The sequence below is a fragment of the Microbulbifer celer genome, from assembly GCF_020991125.1.
GTDB lineage: Bacteria > Pseudomonadota > Gammaproteobacteria > Pseudomonadales > Cellvibrionaceae > Microbulbifer > Microbulbifer celer.
Map to the genome: position 1 here is coordinate 2160760 of NZ_CP087715.1, position 20739 is coordinate 2181498.

A 20739-nucleotide genomic window follows, 5' to 3' on the forward strand; every position below is an offset into this window, starting at 1 on the left:
GATGGGTCGATCAATGTATGAAAACCAGAGCAATCACCAGGGGAATCAACACCCCCAGCGCGGTGATCGGCCAGGTGGAAACACGCTGCGACGACTGCTTCCACAACAGCCAGAATCCCGTGAGGCAGAAGATGATGCAGGCCGCGGAAAACACATCCAGAAACCAGCGCCATACAGTACCGGTATCGCGGCCCTTGTGAAGGTCATTGAGATACGCGATCCAGCCGCGGTCGGTACTTTCGTAGATAAAGTCACCGGTTTGCGTGTCGACTGACAGCCAGGCATCGCCGCCGGGCCGCGGCATGGCGAGATAGAACTCACCACTGTCCCACTCCCCGCTGCGCCCCCCAGGAATAAAGATCCGATATTCGCTGGCAAACCAGCGTCGCAAAACCCGCGGCAGTACCGGCGGCGCGTCTTCTCCGGTATCCCACCCCTGCAAAAGTTCAACAGGAACCACGGACTCATGGCTCACCAGCTGTGGCTCAGCGGGGATTTCACCGGCGTGATTTAACGTGATACCGGTAATCGCAAACAGCAACATACCCACCAGGCACACTGCCGAGCTGATCCAATGCCATTGGCGTGCGCTGCCGAGAGAGATTGCCACGAACTTCAGGTTCCTTTTACCGGGGTCCTCAATGGCCAAAGATGATAATCCATCTCATTTTCAAACAAAAGCGGCGAGCCGCCGTGAAACCGTTAATATTTGTAAACTTGATCAGAATCGATAGCTGAGACCCAACCAGTAACGTCGCCCATCGGCCACAAAGCCATACTCGTCATAGGTCACCGATTCATCGGCGAGGTTGTAGATACCGGCTTTCAATTTAGTGCTGGTCGACAGTGCGTAATTCATACCAACGTCCACGAAGGTGTATGACGGCGCGATCAGCGCCCCCTGGGAAGGGCCGGTTGTGGGCTGGCTTTCCTCTCCGCGATAGGTCACGCGCAGCCAGGAATTGGTATTATCGGTTGCCTGCCAATCCGCACTGACAGAGGCCAGATGTTTCGGCAACTGGTTCAGTGGTTCACCCTTGTATTCGCCGGTCTTCTGCTCTGAGTCAGTAAAGGTATAACTGGCATCAAGACGGAAAGTTTCAGATACCGGGACCGTCGCACTGACCTCCACACCGCGTGTCACTGCCTTGTCGACGTTGACCCGATACGTGGGATCCGAGCCAAACTGATTCGGGCCTGCGTCACAGCGCTCCAGCGGGCAGACTACCCGGGTAATCTTGTCTTCGAAGTCATTGTTGAACAGGGTCAAGCCACTGTGAAAGCCACCCTCGCCCTGGTAATGCAGCGCGAGCTCCTGGTTCACCGAAACTTCAGGCTCCAGATCCGGGTTACCATAAATATTGCCACCGCGGCTGACCTGCCCCCAGTCCGGGGTGATTTCACGCAAGCTCGGTGCACGGTAACCCGTGGACACACCACCTTTCAGGGTCCAATGGCCGTCCAGCTTCCACACGCCATACAGTCGCGGGCTGATTTTGCTTCCGTAGTTTTCGTCGTCGTCCAGACGCGCGCCGGCGGTCAACGCAAAGCCGTCCAACAGCGACCACTCGTCTTCCAGAAACACCGCCCAGCGCTCGCCTTCAATGGTGGTGCGATCAGAAACCTGGTTGGACGTCTGGTCGTCCAGCTCCTCTGCCTGGTAATCCACGCCGATGGACACCGTGTGTGCACCGAGATCGGTCACATAGCTCGATTTGGCAACGGTATTGGCAATTTCCATCTGCCGGGAAATATTCTCCGTGACTTCCCGCTGAACAAATGAATTGACAGTGCCCGAGGCCAGCTCGCCCCGGTGTGTCAGGGACAGGTAATCCCGGTTGTACTCATTTTCAGAATCGCTACATCCACCGCGACACCCTTCCGTGGGCGCAGACTTGCCCATCAAGGCAATCTGGCGCTGCTCGGTAAGGCCGGTCTCCAGCAACACCTGGTGACGGCTGTTGGGGGTAAAAGCGAGCCGACCCGTCACGCTTTCCACATCGCGCTGGGAGTAGCCATTGAGAATCTGGTCTTCGTCCCGACGATATTTGCGCCCGTATAATTGCAGGCTCAGTGTGTCCTCCACCAGTGGCCCACTGAGGTGGAAGTTGCCCTGATTGACGTCACCAGACTCACTGCTCTCTTGCAGAATCGCGTCCACCTGCACGCTACCGGACCACTGGGCCGGTACTTTGCGGGTGATGATATTGATCACACCGCCGATGGCGTCCGAACCGTACAGCGTCGACATGGGACCACGCACCAGTTCGATTCGTTCGATCGCTTCCACCGGCGGCAACCAGTTCTGCTCCTCTCCCGGACCATCACTGTTGGGGCGGCTGGCGCGCCCGGACAGACGCTTGCCGTCCACCAGGATCAGGGTGTAACTCGCGCCCATACCCCGCAGGCTGATATCTGCGTTATCCCCGCCCGCTTCACCGCCGGTGATGATCACCCCGGGCAAGTCGCTCAGGGCATCGGTCACATCCCGGTACGCCCGCTGCAACAGTTGCTCGCGGTCAATAACACTCACCGACGCCGGCGCATCAATCACCGCCTGCTCTCGCCCAGAGGCGGTCACCACCACCGTTTCCACCGACTCGGTATCGCTGCTCGCCTCCTGAGCCAACGCCGGTGTTGCAGAAACCAGAATCGCTGAAGAGAGTAAAAGGCGGGAAAAAGGGATGAGGGTAGACCCGAGATGGGCTGAGGACATCGGTAACTCCTTGTCACTGCTTAATTTTCGATAATAATAATACTTCTCATTTGCTTAAAGAAGTGTAAACATGCGGAACATTGCGTTGCAAAAAGTGAAACATTGATCGGGGGGGCTACCGCCGCCCCAACGATTCGAGGCAGACATGCAGGATCTGAGAGAACTGAAAGTTTTTTCCCAAGTGATCAAAACCGGGAGCCTCACCGCCAGTGCCAAAAACCTGGCTACGTCCAAGTCCACCCTGAGCCGACGCATTCGTCAGCTGGAGTCTTCTGTGGGACAGATGCTGCTGAAACGTGAGGCAAACAAACTCGTCCCCACCGAGGCCGGCCAGGTGTTCTATCGCTATTGCGAAGAGATCCTGCGGCTGGCGGAGCTGGGGCGGGGAGAAATTGAAGAGCTGAGAGAAGAAGTCAGCGGCACACTGGTACTTTGTGCGCACGAAATCCTGATACGCCCATGGCTGGCAGAACTGGTAGAAGAGTTCGTGCTCAAATACCCGGCAGTCAAAGCCATACTGCATACCCAGACACAGCTACCCACGGAAACAGAAGATGACGCACTCTATTTCTGGGTCGGACGGGTCACCCATTGCGATCAGAACCTGATGCCCTTGGGCAATCTGACACAAAGTGTCTACGGCCATCCGGATTACCTGCAGCGCATGGGCATGCCAGACCATCCCCGCGCACTGGCGCGCTATGACTGGGTAAACTCAATCAACGATGACTCGGGCCTGCTGACACTGCACCGGGAGGGCGAAGACAGCCATCCAATTCCAGGCAAAAAGTCCTGCATGCAGGTGGATCAGGTGTCACTGCAGGCGGACACGATCGCTCGGGCTCGCGGCCTGGGCCTGCTGCCCGACTGGCATGCAGATCTGCGCGAGTCTTTTATCCCGGGCGCCCTGCAGCGCTGCCTGCCGCAATGGTCGGGTCCACTGCGGCCGGTGTCCCTGATTTATGGCCACGGACAGCTTCCGCGCAGGCTCAAGGTATTCATCGAGTTCGTACGCCAGCACCGCCCCGAGCAGTGGCAGGCTGCACGGGCTATGTCAGAATCCACCAGCACATAAACGCAATAATCAACGATGCCAGCACGCTCAACGCCGCGCCTTCGCGCACCATTTCCTGCATCCGGATTTTACCGGTACCGTAGGCAATGGCATTGGGTGCCGTGGCGACGGGCAACATGAATGCACAGCTCGCGCACATGGCGGCGGGAATCATCAGCACCATGGGATCGAAGCCTGCGGAGGTGGCAACCACCGCGAGAATCGGCATCAGCAGTGTAGCGGTAGCGGTGTTACTGGTGATCTCGGTCAGGAAGGTCACCGACAGGCATAACAGCAACAGCATCAGCCACAGCGGCATGGTGGTCAGGAAAGCGAGGCCGCTGCCCATCATTTCGCTGAGGCCGGATGCCTGAAAACCTTTGGCAATGGCGATACCACCGGCAAACAACAACAGCATGCCCCACGGAATACTCTCCGCGGCTTTCCAGTCCAGCAATCGCCCACCGTTGCCATTGGGCACCAGGAACATCAGCACCACAGCGCCGATAGCAACGGTACTGTCGCCGGCAGCCGGCACGTTGAACCACTGGCTCCAGCCACCGAAAGGCTCGTTGCGAGTCACCCAGAACAGGATCGCAACGGCAAACACTAGCAAAGTGCGCACCTCTTCCACCCGCCACGCGCCCACCGACGGGCGCTCAATCGCCTGTTCCAGTTTGATATTACGGGTCAGCCACAGCGCCATGATCGGTAGGGTGACAACCACCACAGGCACGCCGATTTTGAGCCAGCTCAGGAAGCTGAATTCCCTACCGGTCACCTCTTCGTATATTCCCATGAAGATCACGTTGGGGGGCGTGCCCAGCGGGCTGCCAACACCACCAAGACTCGCCGCATAAGCGATGCCGAGAATGAGCGCAACGGTCAGACGGTGATTATCCACCCGTGACAGGATGGCCAGGGCGATGGGCAACATCATCAAGGTGGTGGCGGTATTGGAGACCCACATGCTGAGCAGCCCCGCTGCCAACATGAAGCCGAGCACCAGCCGGCGGCCACTGGAAACGCCGACCACCTTCAGCATATACAGCGCAAGCCGCTCATGGGCACCGCTTTTCTCCAGCGCCTTGGACAACATAAAGGCGCCCATCAGCAGCAGAATCACATGGCTGCCCATTGAGGACGCCACCAGCTTGTGATCCGCCACACCGAATAGGGGCAGCAATACAAACGGCACCAGAGAGGTAGCCGGAATCGGCAGCGCCTCGGTAATCCACCAGATGACGGTCAACAGAGTGATCGCCGCGGTCACGGCGGGCAAATAGGGCATGCCGTAGTGGCTCAACACCCCATAAAAGGCCACCGCCAAAAGCGGGCCGATCAAAACAAAAGTCTGCCGGTCAATCATGATTATTATTATTTCCCAACTTGGATTCTGCGCCAGATGATAGGGGGATTGGCCCGGATTTCCAGTGGTGTGCATTTCACCAATTCGCTACCGCAAAAAAGTCACGAATGGGATATAACCAACTGAAAAAAACCGCGATGAAAGGGTTATTGGCCAACCGCGGCCTACACTGTTTAGAATCCGCGCCTTTTTCGCGCCCCGGCAGACAACCTTTTACCAACGTCGGGCAAACACGGTCAGAGCGGTACTCATGAAACAAGATTCCGTCGCTTCCTCTCCCTCCGCCATCGCCCTGCTGCCACTACTGCTTTTTCTCGCCCTGTTTGTGGGCGCGGGACTCTGGTATCAGTCTCAAGGTACGGCGATGGCGTTTTATCAGGTCTCGGCACCAGTGGCGATTCTGCCGGCAATCGCGCTGGCAATAGCACTTGCCCACGGGCGGTTGAGTCAGCGCATTGACACCTTCATCCGCGGCATCGGTGATCCCACAATTATCACCATGGTTCTGATCTACCTGCTTGCCGGCGCCTTCGCCAGTGTCGCCAAGGCGGTGGGCGGGGTGGACGCTACGGTGAACTTTGGCCTCAGCTACATTCCACCGACACTGGTATTGCCGGGGCTGTTTCTGATCACCGCGTTTGTCGCCACCGCCATGGGTACGTCCATGGGCACCATCGCCGCCATTGCCCCCATCGCGGTGGGACTCAGCAACGCCACCGAACTGCCAATGCTGCTCACCATCGGCACCGTAGTGGGCGGGGCCATGTTCGGCGACAACCTCTCGATCATTTCCGACACAACCATTGCCGCCACCCGCACCCAGGGGGTAAAAATGCGGGACAAGTTCCGCATGAACCTGCTGATCGCCCTGCCCGCCGCTGCGGTCGCATTGATCTGGCTGTATTTCTCCGGCACCACCGCGCAAATCACCGCGCCCGGTGACTACGAGCTGATCCGGGTACTGCCCTACATCGTGGTGTTAGTACTGGCTGTAAGTGGTGTAAACGTATTGCTGGTGCTGTTTATCGGTATCCTGCTGGCGGGCGCTGTCGGGCTGGGATTACAGCCGGACTACTCCATCGGGGCCTTGTCCAAAGATATTTATGCAGGTTACACCAGCATGCAGGAAATCCTGATTCTGTCGCTAATGATCGGCGGCCTCGGTGCACTGATGCGCGCCGGCGGCGGCCTGGCGTGGTTGGGACAACGGATCGATCGGATCAGCCAGATTGGCAGCCGCGGCAAACCCGGACGCAAAACCGGCGAACTGGGTATCAGTACCGCGGTAGCCTTGACCAATGTCTGCACCGCCAACAATACCGTCGCCATTCTGCTTACCGGCCACCTCGCCAAGGATATGGCCGAGCGCTATGGTGTAGACCCGCGCCGCAGCGCCAGCCTGCTGGATATCTATTCCTGCACGGTGCAGGGGTTACTTCCCTACGGTGCGCAGATACTGCTGGCATCGTCGCTGGCAAAAGTCTCGCCACTGGCATTGGCGGGGAGTATTCACTACTGCTGGCTGCTGGGGATCAGTGCCCTGGCATCCATATTCACAGGCTTTTACAAAGGCCGTCCGCGTCCGGCGCAAAGGTAGATCGCAGGTATTAACTCCCTAAGGGAAAATAGCGGCTGCGCCACATCACACCAATACAGACCACGGAACAGAAGACACCGCTGATAACTGCCACCATCGGCAGGCCGGTTACATGCGCAAGTGCCCCAAGAATGGAGGCCCCCAGTGCCGGCCCTGCCACCGTGGTCATCCCCCAGAGGCTGACCACGCGACCGCGAAACTTGCTGTCGAGGTCCGCCTGTAATGCGGCCTGCATACCGATACTGGCGAGGGTGGACATGGCGGCGATGCCGAAGATACTCAGCATCGCCAGCACAAACAGACTGGAAATGCCCAGCAGCGCAACAAACAGCCCCAGCAGGCCACAGCCCACGGAAATAAAGATCACCAGCGTACTGCGTCTGGTCGTTCCGGACAGCAATACCCCCGCAACAATGCCGCCAGCACCGGCCACAGCCATCAGCGTGGCGAGACCACTGCTGCCACTGTCAAACACACCGCCGGCAAAGGCCGGCAACAGTTCCAGCACGCCGCGGCCGAACGCGGCAATGGCGACGGAGAGAATGAAGAGTTCGAGAAATTTCGGCACACTTTTTATATAGCGCAGCCCTTCCAGCAACTGGAACAGCACGCTGCCCCCTTTGGCACTGCGCGCGCTGGGGTGGATATGCACTACCAGCAGGGAAAACAGGGTGCCGAGAAAACTCAGGGTATTGATCAGAAACGTTCCGCCAACGCCGAAAGCGCTGATGGAAATCCCCCCCAGGGCCGGCCCCACCATCCGCGTGACATTGAATATCACCGCATTCAGGCTGATGGCCTGGGTGAGAAAATCCTTCGGCGCAATATCGTGAATCAGGGTCAGACGGATCGGCTGGTAGGCGGCGTTGCCGATACCGAGCAGCACACAGCAGGCGAGCAAGGCGTGAATATTGAGAAGGCCCAGGGCATAAGTGATCAATAACCCGGCATTGAACAGTATCTGCACCAGTAAGCAGGCAATGGCGTAGCGCCGGCGATCCATGCGATCAATCAATACGCCAAACAGTGGCGCAATGAACACCAGCGGCAGGTACTGGGCGAGCACGATGATACCCACCCAGGATGACGATTCCGTCAACTCCCACGACAGCCAGCCGATGGCCGTGCGTTGCATCCAGGTGCCGATCCAGGAAACGGTATTACCCGCCAGGTAGAGCGCGTAGTTCCTGTCGGTCAATACCTCAAATGCCATAGCGCCGTCAGGCCGCTCCCATATTTCCATTGCACAGCCGGATTATACGGGATGGGGAGTGCCTCTGTAGCTGAATCTTCCACCCCATTTGTCGGAACGGGCTAATTCGTGGCGCAGTGCGTCGATCGGATCCACCACCAAGGGATCGTCGAAGCTCTGCCACCAGTCCCTTCGAAAAGCATCAGCTTCGCTGGACTACGGGACATCAAGATTTTCCGGGCTACTACCGCGCTCCGGCTCGGTATCCGCCAGAACCACCGCCGAAAAATGCATCAAAACGAAGACGAGAACGGCGCGTATTGCCAGCGAGTTTTGGCGATAGGTCAGAGTGTGCACGGTAGAAACTGTTGTTATGAACTGTACCTATATAATGACCCAGCTGCCGGTAAAGAAGCGTTAACCCTATGTAAACAATCAGTAAATCGGCCTACTCCGTATAAACGAATTTCACCTGAACCGCTATTTGTTACACGCTGTATACTTCCAGCATCTATAGTTAGCCAGGGAAACCTGATTACCCTATAACAATGAAATTATCTGGGGGACTAATGAATACGGGACTAGTCAACGCACAGGTATCACCAACCGGACAGTTCGACATCCTGTCCAAATACGAAATCCACAAGCTCACGGATGCCAGCCGCGGCCCTCAGTACCAACTGTTCCGCAACTGTTCTCTGGCGGTACTCAACTGCGGGAATTACATGGACGACGGCAAGGAGCTGCTGGAAAAATATGCAGACTTTGATATTGCCGTCATTCCCACCGAGCGCAGTGTCAAACTCAAGGTAAGCAATGCCCCGGCAACTGCGTTTGTGGACGGCAGGATGATCCAGGGCATTGCCGAGCACCTGTTCGCGGTACTGCGTGACATTATCTACGTCAGCAGCGAAATCACCTGCGACCCGCGCTACGATCTGGTTTCCGCCCAGGGTGTCACGGATGCGGTATTTCATATTCTGCGCAACGCGGGCACCTTTGACCGCGACCGTTCGCCGCGCCTTGTAGTCTGCTGGGGCGGCCACTCTATTTCACGGGAAGAATACGACTACACCAAGAAGGTGGGTTACGAGATTGCCTTGCGGCAGCTCGACATCTGCACTGGCTGCGGACCAGGTGCGATGAAGGGGCCGATGAAAGGGGCAACTATCGGCCACGCCAAACAACGGGATCGGGACGGACAGTATCTGGGCATTACCGAGCCCGGCATCATTGCCGCAGAGGCGCCAAACCCCATCGTCAACCAGCTGGTGATCATGCCGGATATCGAGAAGCGGCTGGAGGCTTTCGTACGCACCGGACATGGCATTGTGGTATTTCCCGGTGGCGCAGGTACTGCAGAAGAAATCCTCTACCTGCTGGGCATCCTGCTGCACGAAGACAATAAAGCGCAGCCATTCCCCGTCATTTTTACCGGCCCCAGAACCGCTGCAGACTATTTCATTCGCATCGATCAGTTTATTACCCAGACTCTGGGCGAGGCTGCCCGTTCACGCTACCAGATCATCATCGACGATCCTTCGGAAGTGGCGCGACAAATGGCTGCGGGCATTCAGAAAGTCCGGGAATACCGCAAAGAAAAAGGGGATGCCTATTACTACAATTGGCAACTGAAAGTCTCAACCGAGTTCCAGCGTCCGTTTGTGCCCACCCACGAAAACATGCGCAAGCTCGCACTGCACACCAATCAGGAGCCCTACCTGCTGGCTGCCAACCTGCGGCGTGCTTTTTCCGGGATTGTATCTGGCAATGTGAAGGATGAGGGGATACGCAGAGTGGAGAACAATGGGCCTTACGAACTGCTGGGCGATCCCGCACTCATGCGCAGTATGGATACGCTACTGGATTCATTCGTTCAACAACAACGAATGAAGTTGCCCGGCAAAGAGTACAAGCCCTGTTACCGGGTCATCAGAGGCTGAGGCAAAAGCTCCTGCCTCGGTAAAACGCCGGCCCCGATGCGGCTATCGGGGCCGGTGGATATCGGGTATCAACCTTCCACGGACACGCGATAAATCATACGGTGATGATAAGTTTCACCGGGATTTAACCGGGCAGAACCAAACTCCGGCTGATTCGGGGTATCGGGGAACAGCTGCGGCTCGAGCGCGATGCCGGCGCCCATCCGATACGCATGGCCGTTCTTACCGACAATATCGCCTACCAGAAAGTTGCCTGAATAAAATTGCAGGCCGGGCTCGGTGCTCAGCACTTCAAGCACTCTACCCGATTGTGCGTGTTCGACCCTGGCTGCCAGCTCGGGCTTTTCCGTGCGCCCCTTGTCCAGAATCCAGTTGTGATCCCAGCCGCGCCCCATCACAATCTGCTCGTCCGAACCATCGCGGATGCCGTCGGACATCAAACGTCCTTTAGTGAAATCAAACACAGTGCCAGACACTGCGCGGCGTTCACCGGTAGGGATCAGCTTTTCATTCACTGGCAAATAGTGGCTGGCGGGGATAGTGAGTTTCTGGTCGTAAACTCCCAGCGCAGAACCCTCACCGGCAAGATTGAAAAGTGCGTGGTTGGTGAGGTTGACGATGGTGGGTGCATCGGTCTCGGCTTTGTGATCAATCACCAGAGAACCGTTATCGTCCAACGCGTAGGTCACCGACACATCCATGTTACCCGGATAACCCTGATCGCCATCGGCACTGTGTAAGGTCAGGGTCACGCTGGCCTGCTGGCCCTCGTTCACCGATTCGATTTTCCAGTTTCGCTTATCGAATCCTTCGACACCACCGTGCAGGGAGTTGTCGTCATCGTTCCGGCTGAGTTGATATTTTTCACCATCCAGCACAAAGCGCCCACCGGCAATCCGGTTGGCATAGCGACCAATGGTCTGGCCCCAGTAGTTGGGCTGCTCCAGGTAACCCGCAAGGGCATCGTGACCCAGCGTGATATCGGCAACTCGGCCGTTGCGGTCTGGCACGTTCAGCGCCTGCAGCGTTGCACCGTAGGTGATGATCACCGCGCTGACGCCGTTCTCCCCCGTCAACGTAACGGATTCGACTTTCTCGCCCCCCGGCAAGGTGCCAAACGTATCGCGCTTGGCTTCGGCTGCCACCGCTGCATTTCCCACAAAGGCCATTGTCGCCAGGGCCAGCAGGCTGTTGCGTACATCAATTCCCATCAATCGGTCCTCCATTCTTTATTATTTGGGCTCCATGAGCACCAGGCATTATGGCCCCATGGATTCTTTCTCGGGCAATCCCGGGTACCGCGAAAATAGCACCCCGATCCCACGCCAACGCACCGATTCAGTGCTTTTGGGTGGTGCTTCGCACTAGCGTTGACCAACCCAGCAGCTAGATAATATAGTAATACATATTACTTTGACACGAATAAAACGACAGGAACAGCGAGAGGGGATGAGAGGCGATCATCGATTCTCCTGATCCAGCAGCTAAAAATTAAAAGATAAAATAACGGAGCAAAGCGATGGCGGAACCAGCAATCTCAGCGGGTCAGGTTTCCAGTGCAAACCAGTCGGGTACCCCGGCGTATACCAAGGCACTCACCCTGCTAGCCAGCCTCTTTTTTATGTGGGGTTTTATCACGGTCATCAACAACACCCTGCTACCGCATCTGCGCAGCGTGTTCGAACTGAATTACACCCAGACCACACTGATCGAATCGGTCTGGTTTATTGCCTACTTCGTCGCCTCCATCCCCTCCGCCAAACTGATTGAACGTATCGGCTACCAGAAAGCCCTGGTTACCGGCCTGCTGATTATGGCCGCGGGCGCAATGGGGATGACCCTGGCTGCAAGTCTGCCTTCCTACTACGTGACCTTGGTCATGTTGTTTGTCATCGCCAGTGGCATCACCCTGTTACAGGTGGCGGCCAACCCGTACGTCGCCGTGATCGGCTCCCCGGAAACCGCCTCATCGCGCCTGAACCTGGTACAGGCAATGAACTCCGCCGGCACCATGTTCGCGCCTATCTTCGGTGCCTACCTGATTCTCGGCCGCACAAAGGGCGGCACCTCTGAGGCCGGCACCGTACTGACTCAGGCAGAGCGTCTTGCCGATGCGCAGTCCACCATTCTGCCCTATGCGATGGTCGCCGTGGCGCTGGTGATTCTGGCCATCATCATCGCGCGCTTCCCCCTGCCCAGCATCGGCTCCGCCACCAGCCGCGCCAGCAAGGAAGAACGCAAGAAGCACTCCCTGTGGAAGCACCGCAATCTGGTATTTGGGGTGCCGGCCATCTTCATCTACCTGATCGCGGAGATCGGCGTTGCCAACCTGTTCGTCAATTTTGTCGCACAACCGGATATCGCCGGCCTGACGTTTGAGAAAGCCGGCCACTATCTCACCTTTCTGTGGGGCGGCATGATGGTAGGTCGTTTTGTGGGCTCCGCGATCATGATGCGGGTGCGTGCAGAAACCGTACTCGCGGCCTTCTCCATCGGCGCGTTTCTTGTGATGCTGGTCACCGTATTCACGTCCGGCCCGATGGCCATGTGGGCGCTGATCCTGGTTGGCTTCTTCCACTCCATCATGTTCCCGACCATCTTCACCCTCGGCATTCGCGGCCTCGGCCCACTGACCGAAGAAGGGTCCGGTCTGCTGATCATGGCGATCGCCGGTGGCGCACTGGTGGTGGTCCAGGGTTGGATGGCAGACATTTACGGCCTGCAGCTTTCCTTCCTGCTCACCGCTGCCTGTGAGCTGTACGTGCTGTTCTATGCGCTGTGGGGCTCGAAAGTGACCAACCCGCTGAGCATGCCGACGGCCGAGGATGATGACAAAGGCGAACGGGCCGCAACCGTGCAGCCTGCCGCTTCCTGATCCGGTAATAGCGCTAACGCCCCTATGCTACGGCCCTTTCGGGAAACTTTTCCCCAGGCACTATAGGGGCGTTTGTTTTTGACAATACGCCCTCCCCCCTTCAGCTCTCCCGAACCAACGTCTCCGCAGATGCAGGAAGATCCTGACACGCCCTTTCAGACTTCCCAGTCAGATAGTGGTTTCAGTGTCGCTTTGGTATCCTTGCGCGCTTGCACATGGCCCCCGCAACGGGACTCATTCGGCCCTGTCATCTGACCCGACGTCGGCCGCACAGGCCTGCGCACCAGAACAACCAACCATCTGATTTTTAAAGACTTTCTCATCCATGCCGACATCCGCCCCGAGCAAGAACCAGAAAACCGAACACACGCCGATGATGCAGCAGTACCTCCGCATCAAGGCTGAACACCCTCAAGAGCTGGTGTTCTACCGTATGGGGGACTTTTACGAGCTGTTTTACGATGATGCAAAGCGGGCGGCGGAGCTGCTGGACGTAACGCTGACCGCCCGCGGCAAGTCCGGCGGGCAACCGATTCCTATGGCAGGGATTCCCTACCACGCAGCCGAGGGCTATCTGGCCCGCCTGATCAAGGCGGGGGTGTCTGTCGCCATTGCCGAACAGATCGGCGACCCGGCCACATCGAAGGGCCCGGTGGAACGCAAGGTGGTGCGCATCGTCACCCCGGGTACGGTCACCGATGAGGCACTGCTGAACGAGCGTCGGGACAATCTGCTGGCCGCCACGGTTTTGGTGGGTGAAAAGTACGGTCTGGCTCTGCTGGATGTAGGTACCGGGTATTTTGCCGTTCAGGAAGTAGATACCCTGGAGGCCCTGGCAGAACAGATCCAGCGCTACAGTCCCACGGAACTGCTGGCGTCCGAAGACCTGGACCTGCTGACCGAGATCGAGCGTCGTCCCGGCCTGCGCCGCCGCGCGCCCTGGGAGTTCGACCTGGAGAGCTCACTGCGCCTGCTCAACCGCCAATTCGGCACCATGGATCTGGAGGCCTTCGGATGCAGCCACTTGCACGCGGCACTGGGTGCCGCCGGTTGTCTGTTGCAATACGCCCGCGACACCCAGCGCACTGAACTGCCCCACATCCGCACCCTGCGCACCGAACGCAGTGAAGATACCGTCGCCCTGGACCCGGCCAGCCGCCGCAATCTGGAGATAGATACCAATCTCACCGGGGGCGACGACAATACCCTGCTGTCGGTATTCGATGCCTGTAAAACCGCCATGGGCAGCCGCCTGCTGCGCCGCTGGCTGAACAATCCCCTGCGCAATCTGCATACATTGCAACAGCGTCAGCAGGCCATCACTGCGTTGATCGGTGACTACCGCTTTGAACCGCTGCGGGAAGCGTTGAAAGCCATCGGTGATATGGAGCGTATTCTCGGTCGCCTGGCCCTGCGTTCCGCGCGCCCACGGGATCTCTCCCGTCTGTGTATGTCCCTGGCCCAGTTCCCGGAATTGCAAAGCCAGCTGTCTGAGACCGACGCCGGACTGCTGTCTGAACTCAGCCGCGAGATGGGTGAGTGGCCACAAACCGTGGAGCTATTGCAACGCGCACTGGTAGAGAACCCGCCAGTGGTGATCCGCGATGGCGGCGTGATCGCGGAGGGGTTCGACGAGGAATTGGACGAGCTGCGCGGCATCAGCGAGAACGCCGGTGATTACCTGGTACAGCTGGAAGTGCGGGAGAAAGAACGCACCGGCATACCAACCCTGAAAGTCGGTTACAACCGCGTACACGGTTACTTTATCGAGATCAGCCGCGGCCAGAGCGACAAGGCACCCGCGGACTATATCCGCCGCCAGACGCTCAAGAATGCCGAGCGCTTTATCACCCCGGAACTGAAAGAGTTCGAAGACAAGGCGCTGTCGGCCAAGAGCCGCGCCCTCACCCGCGAGAAATTCCTGTACGAAGAGCTACTCACCACCCTGAACGAACACCTGGCGGAACTGCAGGCGGCAGCTGCCGCCGTGTCGCAGCTGGATGTACTGGCCAATATGGCCGAGCGCGCGGACCAATTGCGCCTGATCCAGCCCGAGCTGTCGGAACAGCCCGGCATCCATGTGGAAGGCGGCCGCCACCCGGTGGTGGAGCAGGTTCTGGACGACCCGTTTGTAGCCAACGATATCGACCTGCACGAGTCCCGCCGTATGCTGGTGATCACCGGCCCGAACATGGGCGGTAAATCGACCTACATGCGCCAGACCGCGCTGATCGCCCTGCTCGCCCACTGCGGCAGCTTTGTGCCCGCAGACAGCGCCCGTATCGGTCTACTGGACCGTATCTTTACCCGCATCGGCAGCGCCGATGACCTGGCCGGCGGCCGCTCCACCTTTATGGTGGAGATGACCGAGACCGCCAACATCTTGCGCAACGCCAGCGAACACAGCCTGATTCTGATGGATGAAATCGGCCGCGGCACCAGCACCTACGACGGTCTCTCCCTGGCCTGGGCCTGCGCCCAGTTCCTGGCCGACCGGGTACGCGCCTTTACCCTGTTTGCGACCCACTATTTCGAGCTCACGGAACTGCCACAGCAGAGCCCGGAGGCGGCCAACATCCACCTGAATGCCACCGAACACGGGGACTCCATCGTGTTCCTGCACCGCATTCAGGAGGGCCCCGCCTCCAAGAGCTACGGCCTGCAGGTCGCCAAACTGGCCGGCATCCCCCAGGAAGTATTGGAGGAAGCCAAAGCACGCCTTTCCGCACTGGAAGCCGGCCACACCACCCGCGATTCCGGCCCGGGACCGCGGAACCCCAGCTCCGCAAACGCGCCGCAGGCGCGCCCCGCTCCCGAACCGCAACCGGCCGGCAGCCCCGCCCAGGTAGACCTGTTTGGCAGTGCTCCACACCCGGCGGTAGAAGCCCTGGAAGAGCTGGATCCGGACGGCCTGACCCCGCGTCAGGCGCTGGAGCAACTCTACGCGTTGCGTAAATTGTTATAAGCACCCAACCAATTCGACTCAAAAGCCACTACAAATCGCGCCAGACCTTGCTAAAATCCGCTGCTTTCAAAATAAGGTTCGGGTTTGGTGCACAGCGCGACCGAACAGCGGCAACGCCACAGCATTATCGAGGGACAAGCATGACATTTGTAATTGGGGAAAACTGCATCAAGTGCAAATACACCGACTGTGTGGAAGTTTGCCCGGTAGACTGCTTCTACGAAGGCCCCAACTTTCTGGTGATTCACCCCGATGAGTGTATCGACTGCGCCCTGTGCGAGCCCGAGTGCCCGGCCAATGCCATCTTCTCAGAGGATGAGGTGCCGGATGATCAGCAGGAATATATCGAGCTGAATGCTGAACTGTCTGAAGTGTGGCCGAATATCACCGAGAAGAAAGACCCGCTACCGGATGCAGAACAGTGGGATGGCGTAAAAGGCAAGCTCGAGCACCTCGAGCGATAACACGATCCACCCACCTCCCATACGCCTATACAATGAAAAAGCCGCCTGACAGAGGCGGCTTTTTTGTACGCGACCTGTTATTACCGCCGTTTACTACACCTCCACAGGGCTCACCCGATTGATGCCTATCAATCACTGCGTGAATCCTACCCAACGGCTCCCACATTGAGTAACACCTGACGCTTTCCGGAACCCGGCACCTGCGACAACTTCCTCCGATTCCCATTTCTGGCGCATAACCGTGCAGCGTCTATACTTCACCCGAATAATAACGCAGCCATACCAAGCACCGAGGAACAGGGATGAACAAGTGCTTATTTCCACTCTTGGCAATATTGCTGGCGTGCATATACACCGGCGACGCGACCGCTCAACCGAACGGCCAGGACCAACCGATAGACCAAGACCCCAACCCCGAATCGAGCTCGGAACTTCCCTTTAGTGATATCAGTGTCTCCCTCTCAAAACTGGGAGAGAACTATCTTCGTACGGGCAGCTTTGTCAAAGCTCAAAAAATGGCCAAGGTACAACCCGGCACCTCACAGCAGCAGGTCATTACCTACCTTGGAATGCCGTACCTCAAAGGGCAGTATCCCGGTGGTGAAGCCTGGGAATACCACATCAATCTCCCCATAACAGAGAATGATGTCATCGTATGTCAGTATCAGGTGGCATTCACGGACGAGAAAGTGAGCAATCTGGCCTGGCGTCGTCCGCAGTGTGAATCCCTATATGAAAAGGTTCCCAAGCTGCCTACAGAAGTTTTTGTCACCTCAGCGGACATTCTGTTCGACTTTTCCAGCGCAAACCTGAGCGAACAAGGTAAAGAGCGCATCAATGAAGTAGCCAATGCGCTACTGAATAATTATGCCCAGCCTCAGATTTCCATCACCGCGCATTCGGATAGAATCGGTACCGAAGATTACAACCAGATCCTGTCCGAACTCCGTGCACATGCAATTGCCCACCACTTGGTCGCCGCGGGTGTCCCCGCGGGCCAAATACAGATTGAAGGGCGCGGGAAAAGCGAGCCACTAGTTCAGTGCGCCGGCAACAAAATCACCGCAGAGCTTAAAGACTGTCTTGCGCCCAACAGACGCGCGCAAGTTGAAGTCATAGAACTTCAACCAGACCGGGATGAAGGAACCACTTATTCCAGCAGCGCCGTATCCAGCAGCAACTGAGGGCCTAGACTATGTCCCTATCCGAGCAGCTCTCGCGCATTCGCCCACTCGTTGCGCGGAATCTCCAGCATAGAAAACCGCCTTACTGCCTGTTTTTCTCCCTATGCAACGGTGTACAACGTGCGACGGTCCTCCATGTAACGGGTGCGACCGTAGAGGAAACCTGGCAACGTGGTGCCCGCCAGGTGCAGCAAGTAAAACAGAAAGCTAAAATTGACTATCAATGGCTACGCGTAGACTGGGTCCGTGAATCCATCGAAATCAGCTGGCAAGAATTACTCGAACGCCTCAAGAACACCAAGCGCAACTACTTCCGATTTGGCCTGGCATTCGATAAGCAGCTCGACATCGCCTTTCTTGAGCAGGAAATCAACGGAAATGCCATGCTGTATGGTGGCAACAAAATTGCCCACGCCACCATCAACGAAAAAAATATCCGGGCATATGCCAGGAAACGATTCGGACTGGATCTGAATTTACAGTCGTGCGCAGAAAACCCCGTGTATCTTTTGAATACCCAAGGTATATTCTCAAAGGGGGCGGAGCCACTCAAAATCTTATACGCTACCGGAAGAAATGCCGGCCGCAGAATCATCAAGAACCTGGACGATGAAACCGTATACGAGCTGATCGATTCAGCAAGCCAATACCTGACCCGACAAGTACGCAAGAGTGGCCTGTTTAATTATGGATGGCACCCCTGCTTTGATCGCAGCATTGCCACCTATAATAATTTGCGCCACGCCAGCACCACCTATGCCATGCTGGAATCGTGGGAAGTCACCAAAGACGCAAGTCTCAAGACGGCCATTGATCGAGCACTGCACCAGCTCACGACTGAGTTGATCAAAACGGTTCCCCTGCCCGACGGAAGTCATGCTGCATTTCTTGTCGACCAGCACCAGGAGATAAAACTCGGCGGCAACGCTGTCTGCCTACTGGCGCTGGTTAAATATTCCGAGCTAACGGGAGATGATCAGTATCTGTCCTTGATGGAATTGCTCGCCATTGGCATTCAGAAAATGCAAAATGTCTCCACGGGCCAGTTTGCGCATGTACTGAACTACCCCGATCTCACTATAAAAGAGTTTTTCCGGATTATTTACTACGATGGGGAGGCCGCTTTCGGCCTTATTCGCCTTTACGGACTAACACGAGATCCGCGCTGGCTCAACACCGTTGAAAAAGCGTTCGATTATTTCATCCAGTCCAACCACTGGAAGGCCCATGATCACTGGCTCAGCTATTGCGTTAATGAAATAACTCGCTACCGACCGGAAGAAAAATACTACCGGTTTGGGATACAGAATGTCGCCGGTTATCTGGATTTTGTGGAGAAAAGAATAACCACCTTCCCCACCCTTCTGGAGCTCATGATGGCTGCAGAGAAGATGATTTGCCGTATGAAGTCGGAGAATCAGTTCCCAGGGCTGCTAGAACTTCTGGATGAACAGAAGTTTTATCATGCCCTTGAGTGTCGTGCACACTACTTGCTCAACGGGCACTTCTGGCCTGAATACGCTATGTACTTCAAGAATCCGGAAAAAATCCTGGGGAGCTTCTTTATTCGTCACCACTCTTTTCGGGTGCGAATTGATGACGTGGAGCACTATCTATCTGGTTTTATTGCTTATCGGAATTACCTTATAGAAAAGCAAAAAACAGTCACTAAAGATCTAGAGCATGAAAGACCGCATTAGCCTATCCAATAGTGGATCGACAGGTTGGAATCAAAGAAACCTTGTGGAAGCAACGGGAGGAAAATGGCTTTCCCCTCCGAAATCAAAGCAGTGGAGAGCGACCGGGCTGTGTATATTCCCCCCAAGCATGCAGCCGGGCCAAATTGTAGCTATAAGACCAAGGGACGGAAAGGGTCTTATTCCTCCATCACAAATCAGCAGGCTCCCCTTTACGCCGCAAGCACTTATTGTTAGTGAAGAATTTAACGATCTCCATGACCTTAACATTCCAACCATATTGGTAAAGGACTGCCGTCAAGCAGTTATTGATATGGGAATTTACTCCCGCAACAAATTCAAAGGAACCGTAATTGGCGTAACTGGAAGTGCAGGAAAAACTACGACGGTTGCTTTACTACAACACTTGTTAAACCCTTGGGGGAAATCAGGGAAATCTGAATTCAGCGCCAATCTCCCGATGGGAATATCATGGAATTTAGCCTCAATAAGCTGGGACACTCGGTATGCTGTGATAGAAATGGCTATTGGAAACATGATCAAAAATTCCGCAATTGTGCGGCCAGACATCGCCATCATCAGCAATATTCATGAAGCGCATATCGAGTATCACAAGAGTACGGAAGAAATAGCGAAGAAAAAATCCGGGATATTCTCCAGCATGACCCCAGGATCATTTGCGATCATAAACCGAGATATTAAAGAGTGGGACATTCTCAAAGAGGCCGCAAATGACCGAAAACTAAAAATCATTAGCTTTGGCTTACATAAAGACGCCCAATTTCGCATCTTAGACTATGATAGAAAATCTGGTGAGACCTCGGTAAATGCCAACGGTTCCTTCCTGTCATTCACAATGGGAGGAGCTGGATTTCACATGGCAATGAATGGAATTGCCAGCCTCGCAGTGCTAGACACACTCGACCTGGACTTAAAATCAGCAGCACACTTACTTAAGTTATTCACTCCAATCGCAGGTCGAGGCGTCGTATCGACACTAAACATAAATGGAAAATATATTGATATAATAGATGACGCCTACAACGCTAATCCGGCTTCTGTACGCGCCGCCATTCAAACGTCAGAAGAGATTTATCGACGTAAAAATTATAACGAGAGAATACTGATACTTGGAGACATGCTTGAGCTCGGCGACCAATCGATTCTCCTGCACAAAGGGCTTAGCAAGGATATCATTCGCTCGAAACCGGACCGTGTTATTCTACTCGGTGATAAAATACAGAGCATTCAGCAAGAACTGAGTAAAAACGATATTGTAAATGCCCAATACAATGACTTATCAGCACTCCAGTCTGACTTAAAACAAATAATAGACCGCGATCAGCTTATCCTTATCAAAGGATCCCATGGGACTGGCCTACACAAAATTGTAAAACACCTCCACGGCCTATCCCAGAACTAAAGGTACCTCCGTTGATAATTGCTTGCGGCCTCTGGCGTACAGACAGGTTCGCGATCAAGACACAGGCACGCTGGTTGCCCGTCTAGCAGCTGCAACGCGGAGTGCGGACCAGCCTGTACGCCCCTGCGGGTACGGCCTAACAGGCGCTGGCGGCGTTGACTCGCTAGGAAAGGTAACCAGCGGCTTCGCAAACCGCCTTACGAAAACACCTTTCAGATTGTGCAGAGGCCACTATCAATTAACAGAGGTTTCCTAAGAGG

The 20739-nt window shown here is 56.1% G+C and carries 14 protein-coding genes; 9 read left to right on the forward strand and 5 right to left on the reverse strand.

Annotation, left to right across the window (positions count from 1 at the left end):
* Positions 1 to 10: 10 nt before the first annotated feature.
* Together LPW13_RS09140 and LPW13_RS09145 are read right to left on the reverse strand one after the other, a co-directional pair.
* Positions 11 to 610 carry a PepSY-associated TM helix domain-containing protein gene (locus LPW13_RS09140; protein ID WP_230439118.1) on the reverse strand — a complete coding sequence of 200 codons (600 nt, stop codon included), beginning with the start codon at positions 608 to 610 and terminating at the stop codon, positions 11 to 13.
* Positions 611 to 721: 111 nt separating this feature from the next.
* Complete coding sequence (locus LPW13_RS09145; RefSeq protein ID WP_230439119.1) at positions 722 to 2716, reverse strand: ligand-gated channel protein; 1995 nt, start codon at positions 2714 to 2716, stop codon at positions 722 to 724.
* Between the two features lie 145 nt (positions 2717 to 2861).
* Here LPW13_RS09145 and LPW13_RS09150 point away from each other — a divergent pair, with 145 nt between their 5' ends.
* Complete coding sequence (locus LPW13_RS09150) at positions 2862 to 3791, forward strand: LysR family transcriptional regulator (protein ID WP_230439120.1); 930 nt, start codon at positions 2862 to 2864, stop codon at positions 3789 to 3791.
* Here LPW13_RS09150 and LPW13_RS09155 read toward each other — a convergent pair.
* Positions 3766 to 5139: an SLC13 family permease gene (locus tag LPW13_RS09155; protein WP_230439121.1), complete on the reverse strand. Its 1374-nt coding sequence runs from the start codon at positions 5137 to 5139 to the stop codon at positions 3766 to 3768. The genes LPW13_RS09150 and LPW13_RS09155 overlap by 26 nt on opposite strands.
* A gap of 178 nt (positions 5140 to 5317) precedes the next feature.
* Between LPW13_RS09155 and LPW13_RS09160 the strand changes: the two genes are divergently transcribed.
* Positions 5318 to 6736, forward strand: a complete 1419-nt coding sequence (locus LPW13_RS09160; RefSeq protein WP_268932701.1) for a Na+/H+ antiporter NhaC family protein — start codon at positions 5318 to 5320, stop codon at positions 6734 to 6736.
* A gap of 10 nt (positions 6737 to 6746) precedes the next feature.
* Here the strand turns inward: LPW13_RS09160 and LPW13_RS09165 are convergent, their stop codons facing one another.
* Entirely contained in the window at positions 6747 to 7949 is a 1203-nt protein-coding gene (locus tag LPW13_RS09165; RefSeq protein WP_230439123.1) for an MFS transporter, read from the reverse strand.
* A 548-nt stretch (positions 7950 to 8497) separates the two neighbouring features.
* On the opposite strand from LPW13_RS09165, the gene ppnN reads away from it, so the two are divergent.
* Complete coding sequence (ppnN, locus tag LPW13_RS09170) at positions 8498 to 9871, forward strand: nucleotide 5'-monophosphate nucleosidase PpnN (RefSeq protein ID WP_230439124.1); 1374 nt, start codon at positions 8498 to 8500, stop codon at positions 9869 to 9871.
* A gap of 68 nt (positions 9872 to 9939) precedes the next feature.
* Here the strand turns inward: ppnN and LPW13_RS09175 are convergent, their stop codons facing one another.
* On the reverse strand, positions 9940 to 11082 hold the full coding sequence (locus LPW13_RS09175) for an aldose epimerase family protein (RefSeq protein ID WP_230439125.1): 1143 nt from the start codon (positions 11080 to 11082) through the stop codon (positions 9940 to 9942).
* Positions 11083 to 11390: 308 nt separating this feature from the next.
* Between LPW13_RS09175 and LPW13_RS09180 the strand changes: the two genes are divergently transcribed.
* The 6 genes from LPW13_RS09180 (at position 11391) to LPW13_RS09205 (ending at position 20479) form a co-directional block, all read left to right on the forward strand.
* Positions 11391 to 12746, forward strand: a complete 1356-nt coding sequence (locus LPW13_RS09180; protein ID WP_230439126.1) for a sugar MFS transporter — start codon at positions 11391 to 11393, stop codon at positions 12744 to 12746.
* A 325-nt stretch (positions 12747 to 13071) separates the two neighbouring features.
* Positions 13072 to 15711, forward strand: a complete 2640-nt coding sequence (mutS, locus tag LPW13_RS09185) for a DNA mismatch repair protein MutS (RefSeq protein ID WP_230434801.1) — start codon at positions 13072 to 13074, stop codon at positions 15709 to 15711.
* Positions 15712 to 15851: 140 nt separating this feature from the next.
* Positions 15852 to 16175: a ferredoxin FdxA gene (gene fdxA, locus LPW13_RS09190; RefSeq protein ID WP_230434803.1), complete on the forward strand. Its 324-nt coding sequence runs from the start codon at positions 15852 to 15854 to the stop codon at positions 16173 to 16175.
* A 302-nt stretch (positions 16176 to 16477) separates the two neighbouring features.
* Positions 16478 to 17359, forward strand: coding sequence for an OmpA family protein (locus tag LPW13_RS09195; protein WP_230434805.1), 882 nt, complete (start codon positions 16478 to 16480; stop codon positions 17357 to 17359).
* 11 nt (positions 17360 to 17370) lie between these two features.
* On the forward strand, positions 17371 to 19059 hold the full coding sequence (locus LPW13_RS09200; protein WP_230434807.1) for a glycoside hydrolase family 127 protein: 1689 nt from the start codon (positions 17371 to 17373) through the stop codon (positions 19057 to 19059).
* Positions 19043 to 20479 carry a UDP-N-acetylmuramoyl-tripeptide--D-alanyl-D-alanine ligase gene (locus tag LPW13_RS09205; protein WP_230434809.1) on the forward strand — a complete coding sequence of 479 codons (1437 nt, stop codon included), beginning with the start codon at positions 19043 to 19045 and terminating at the stop codon, positions 20477 to 20479. Before LPW13_RS09200 ends, LPW13_RS09205 begins: the two co-directional genes overlap by 17 nt.
* Positions 20480 to 20739 lie beyond the last annotated feature (260 nt).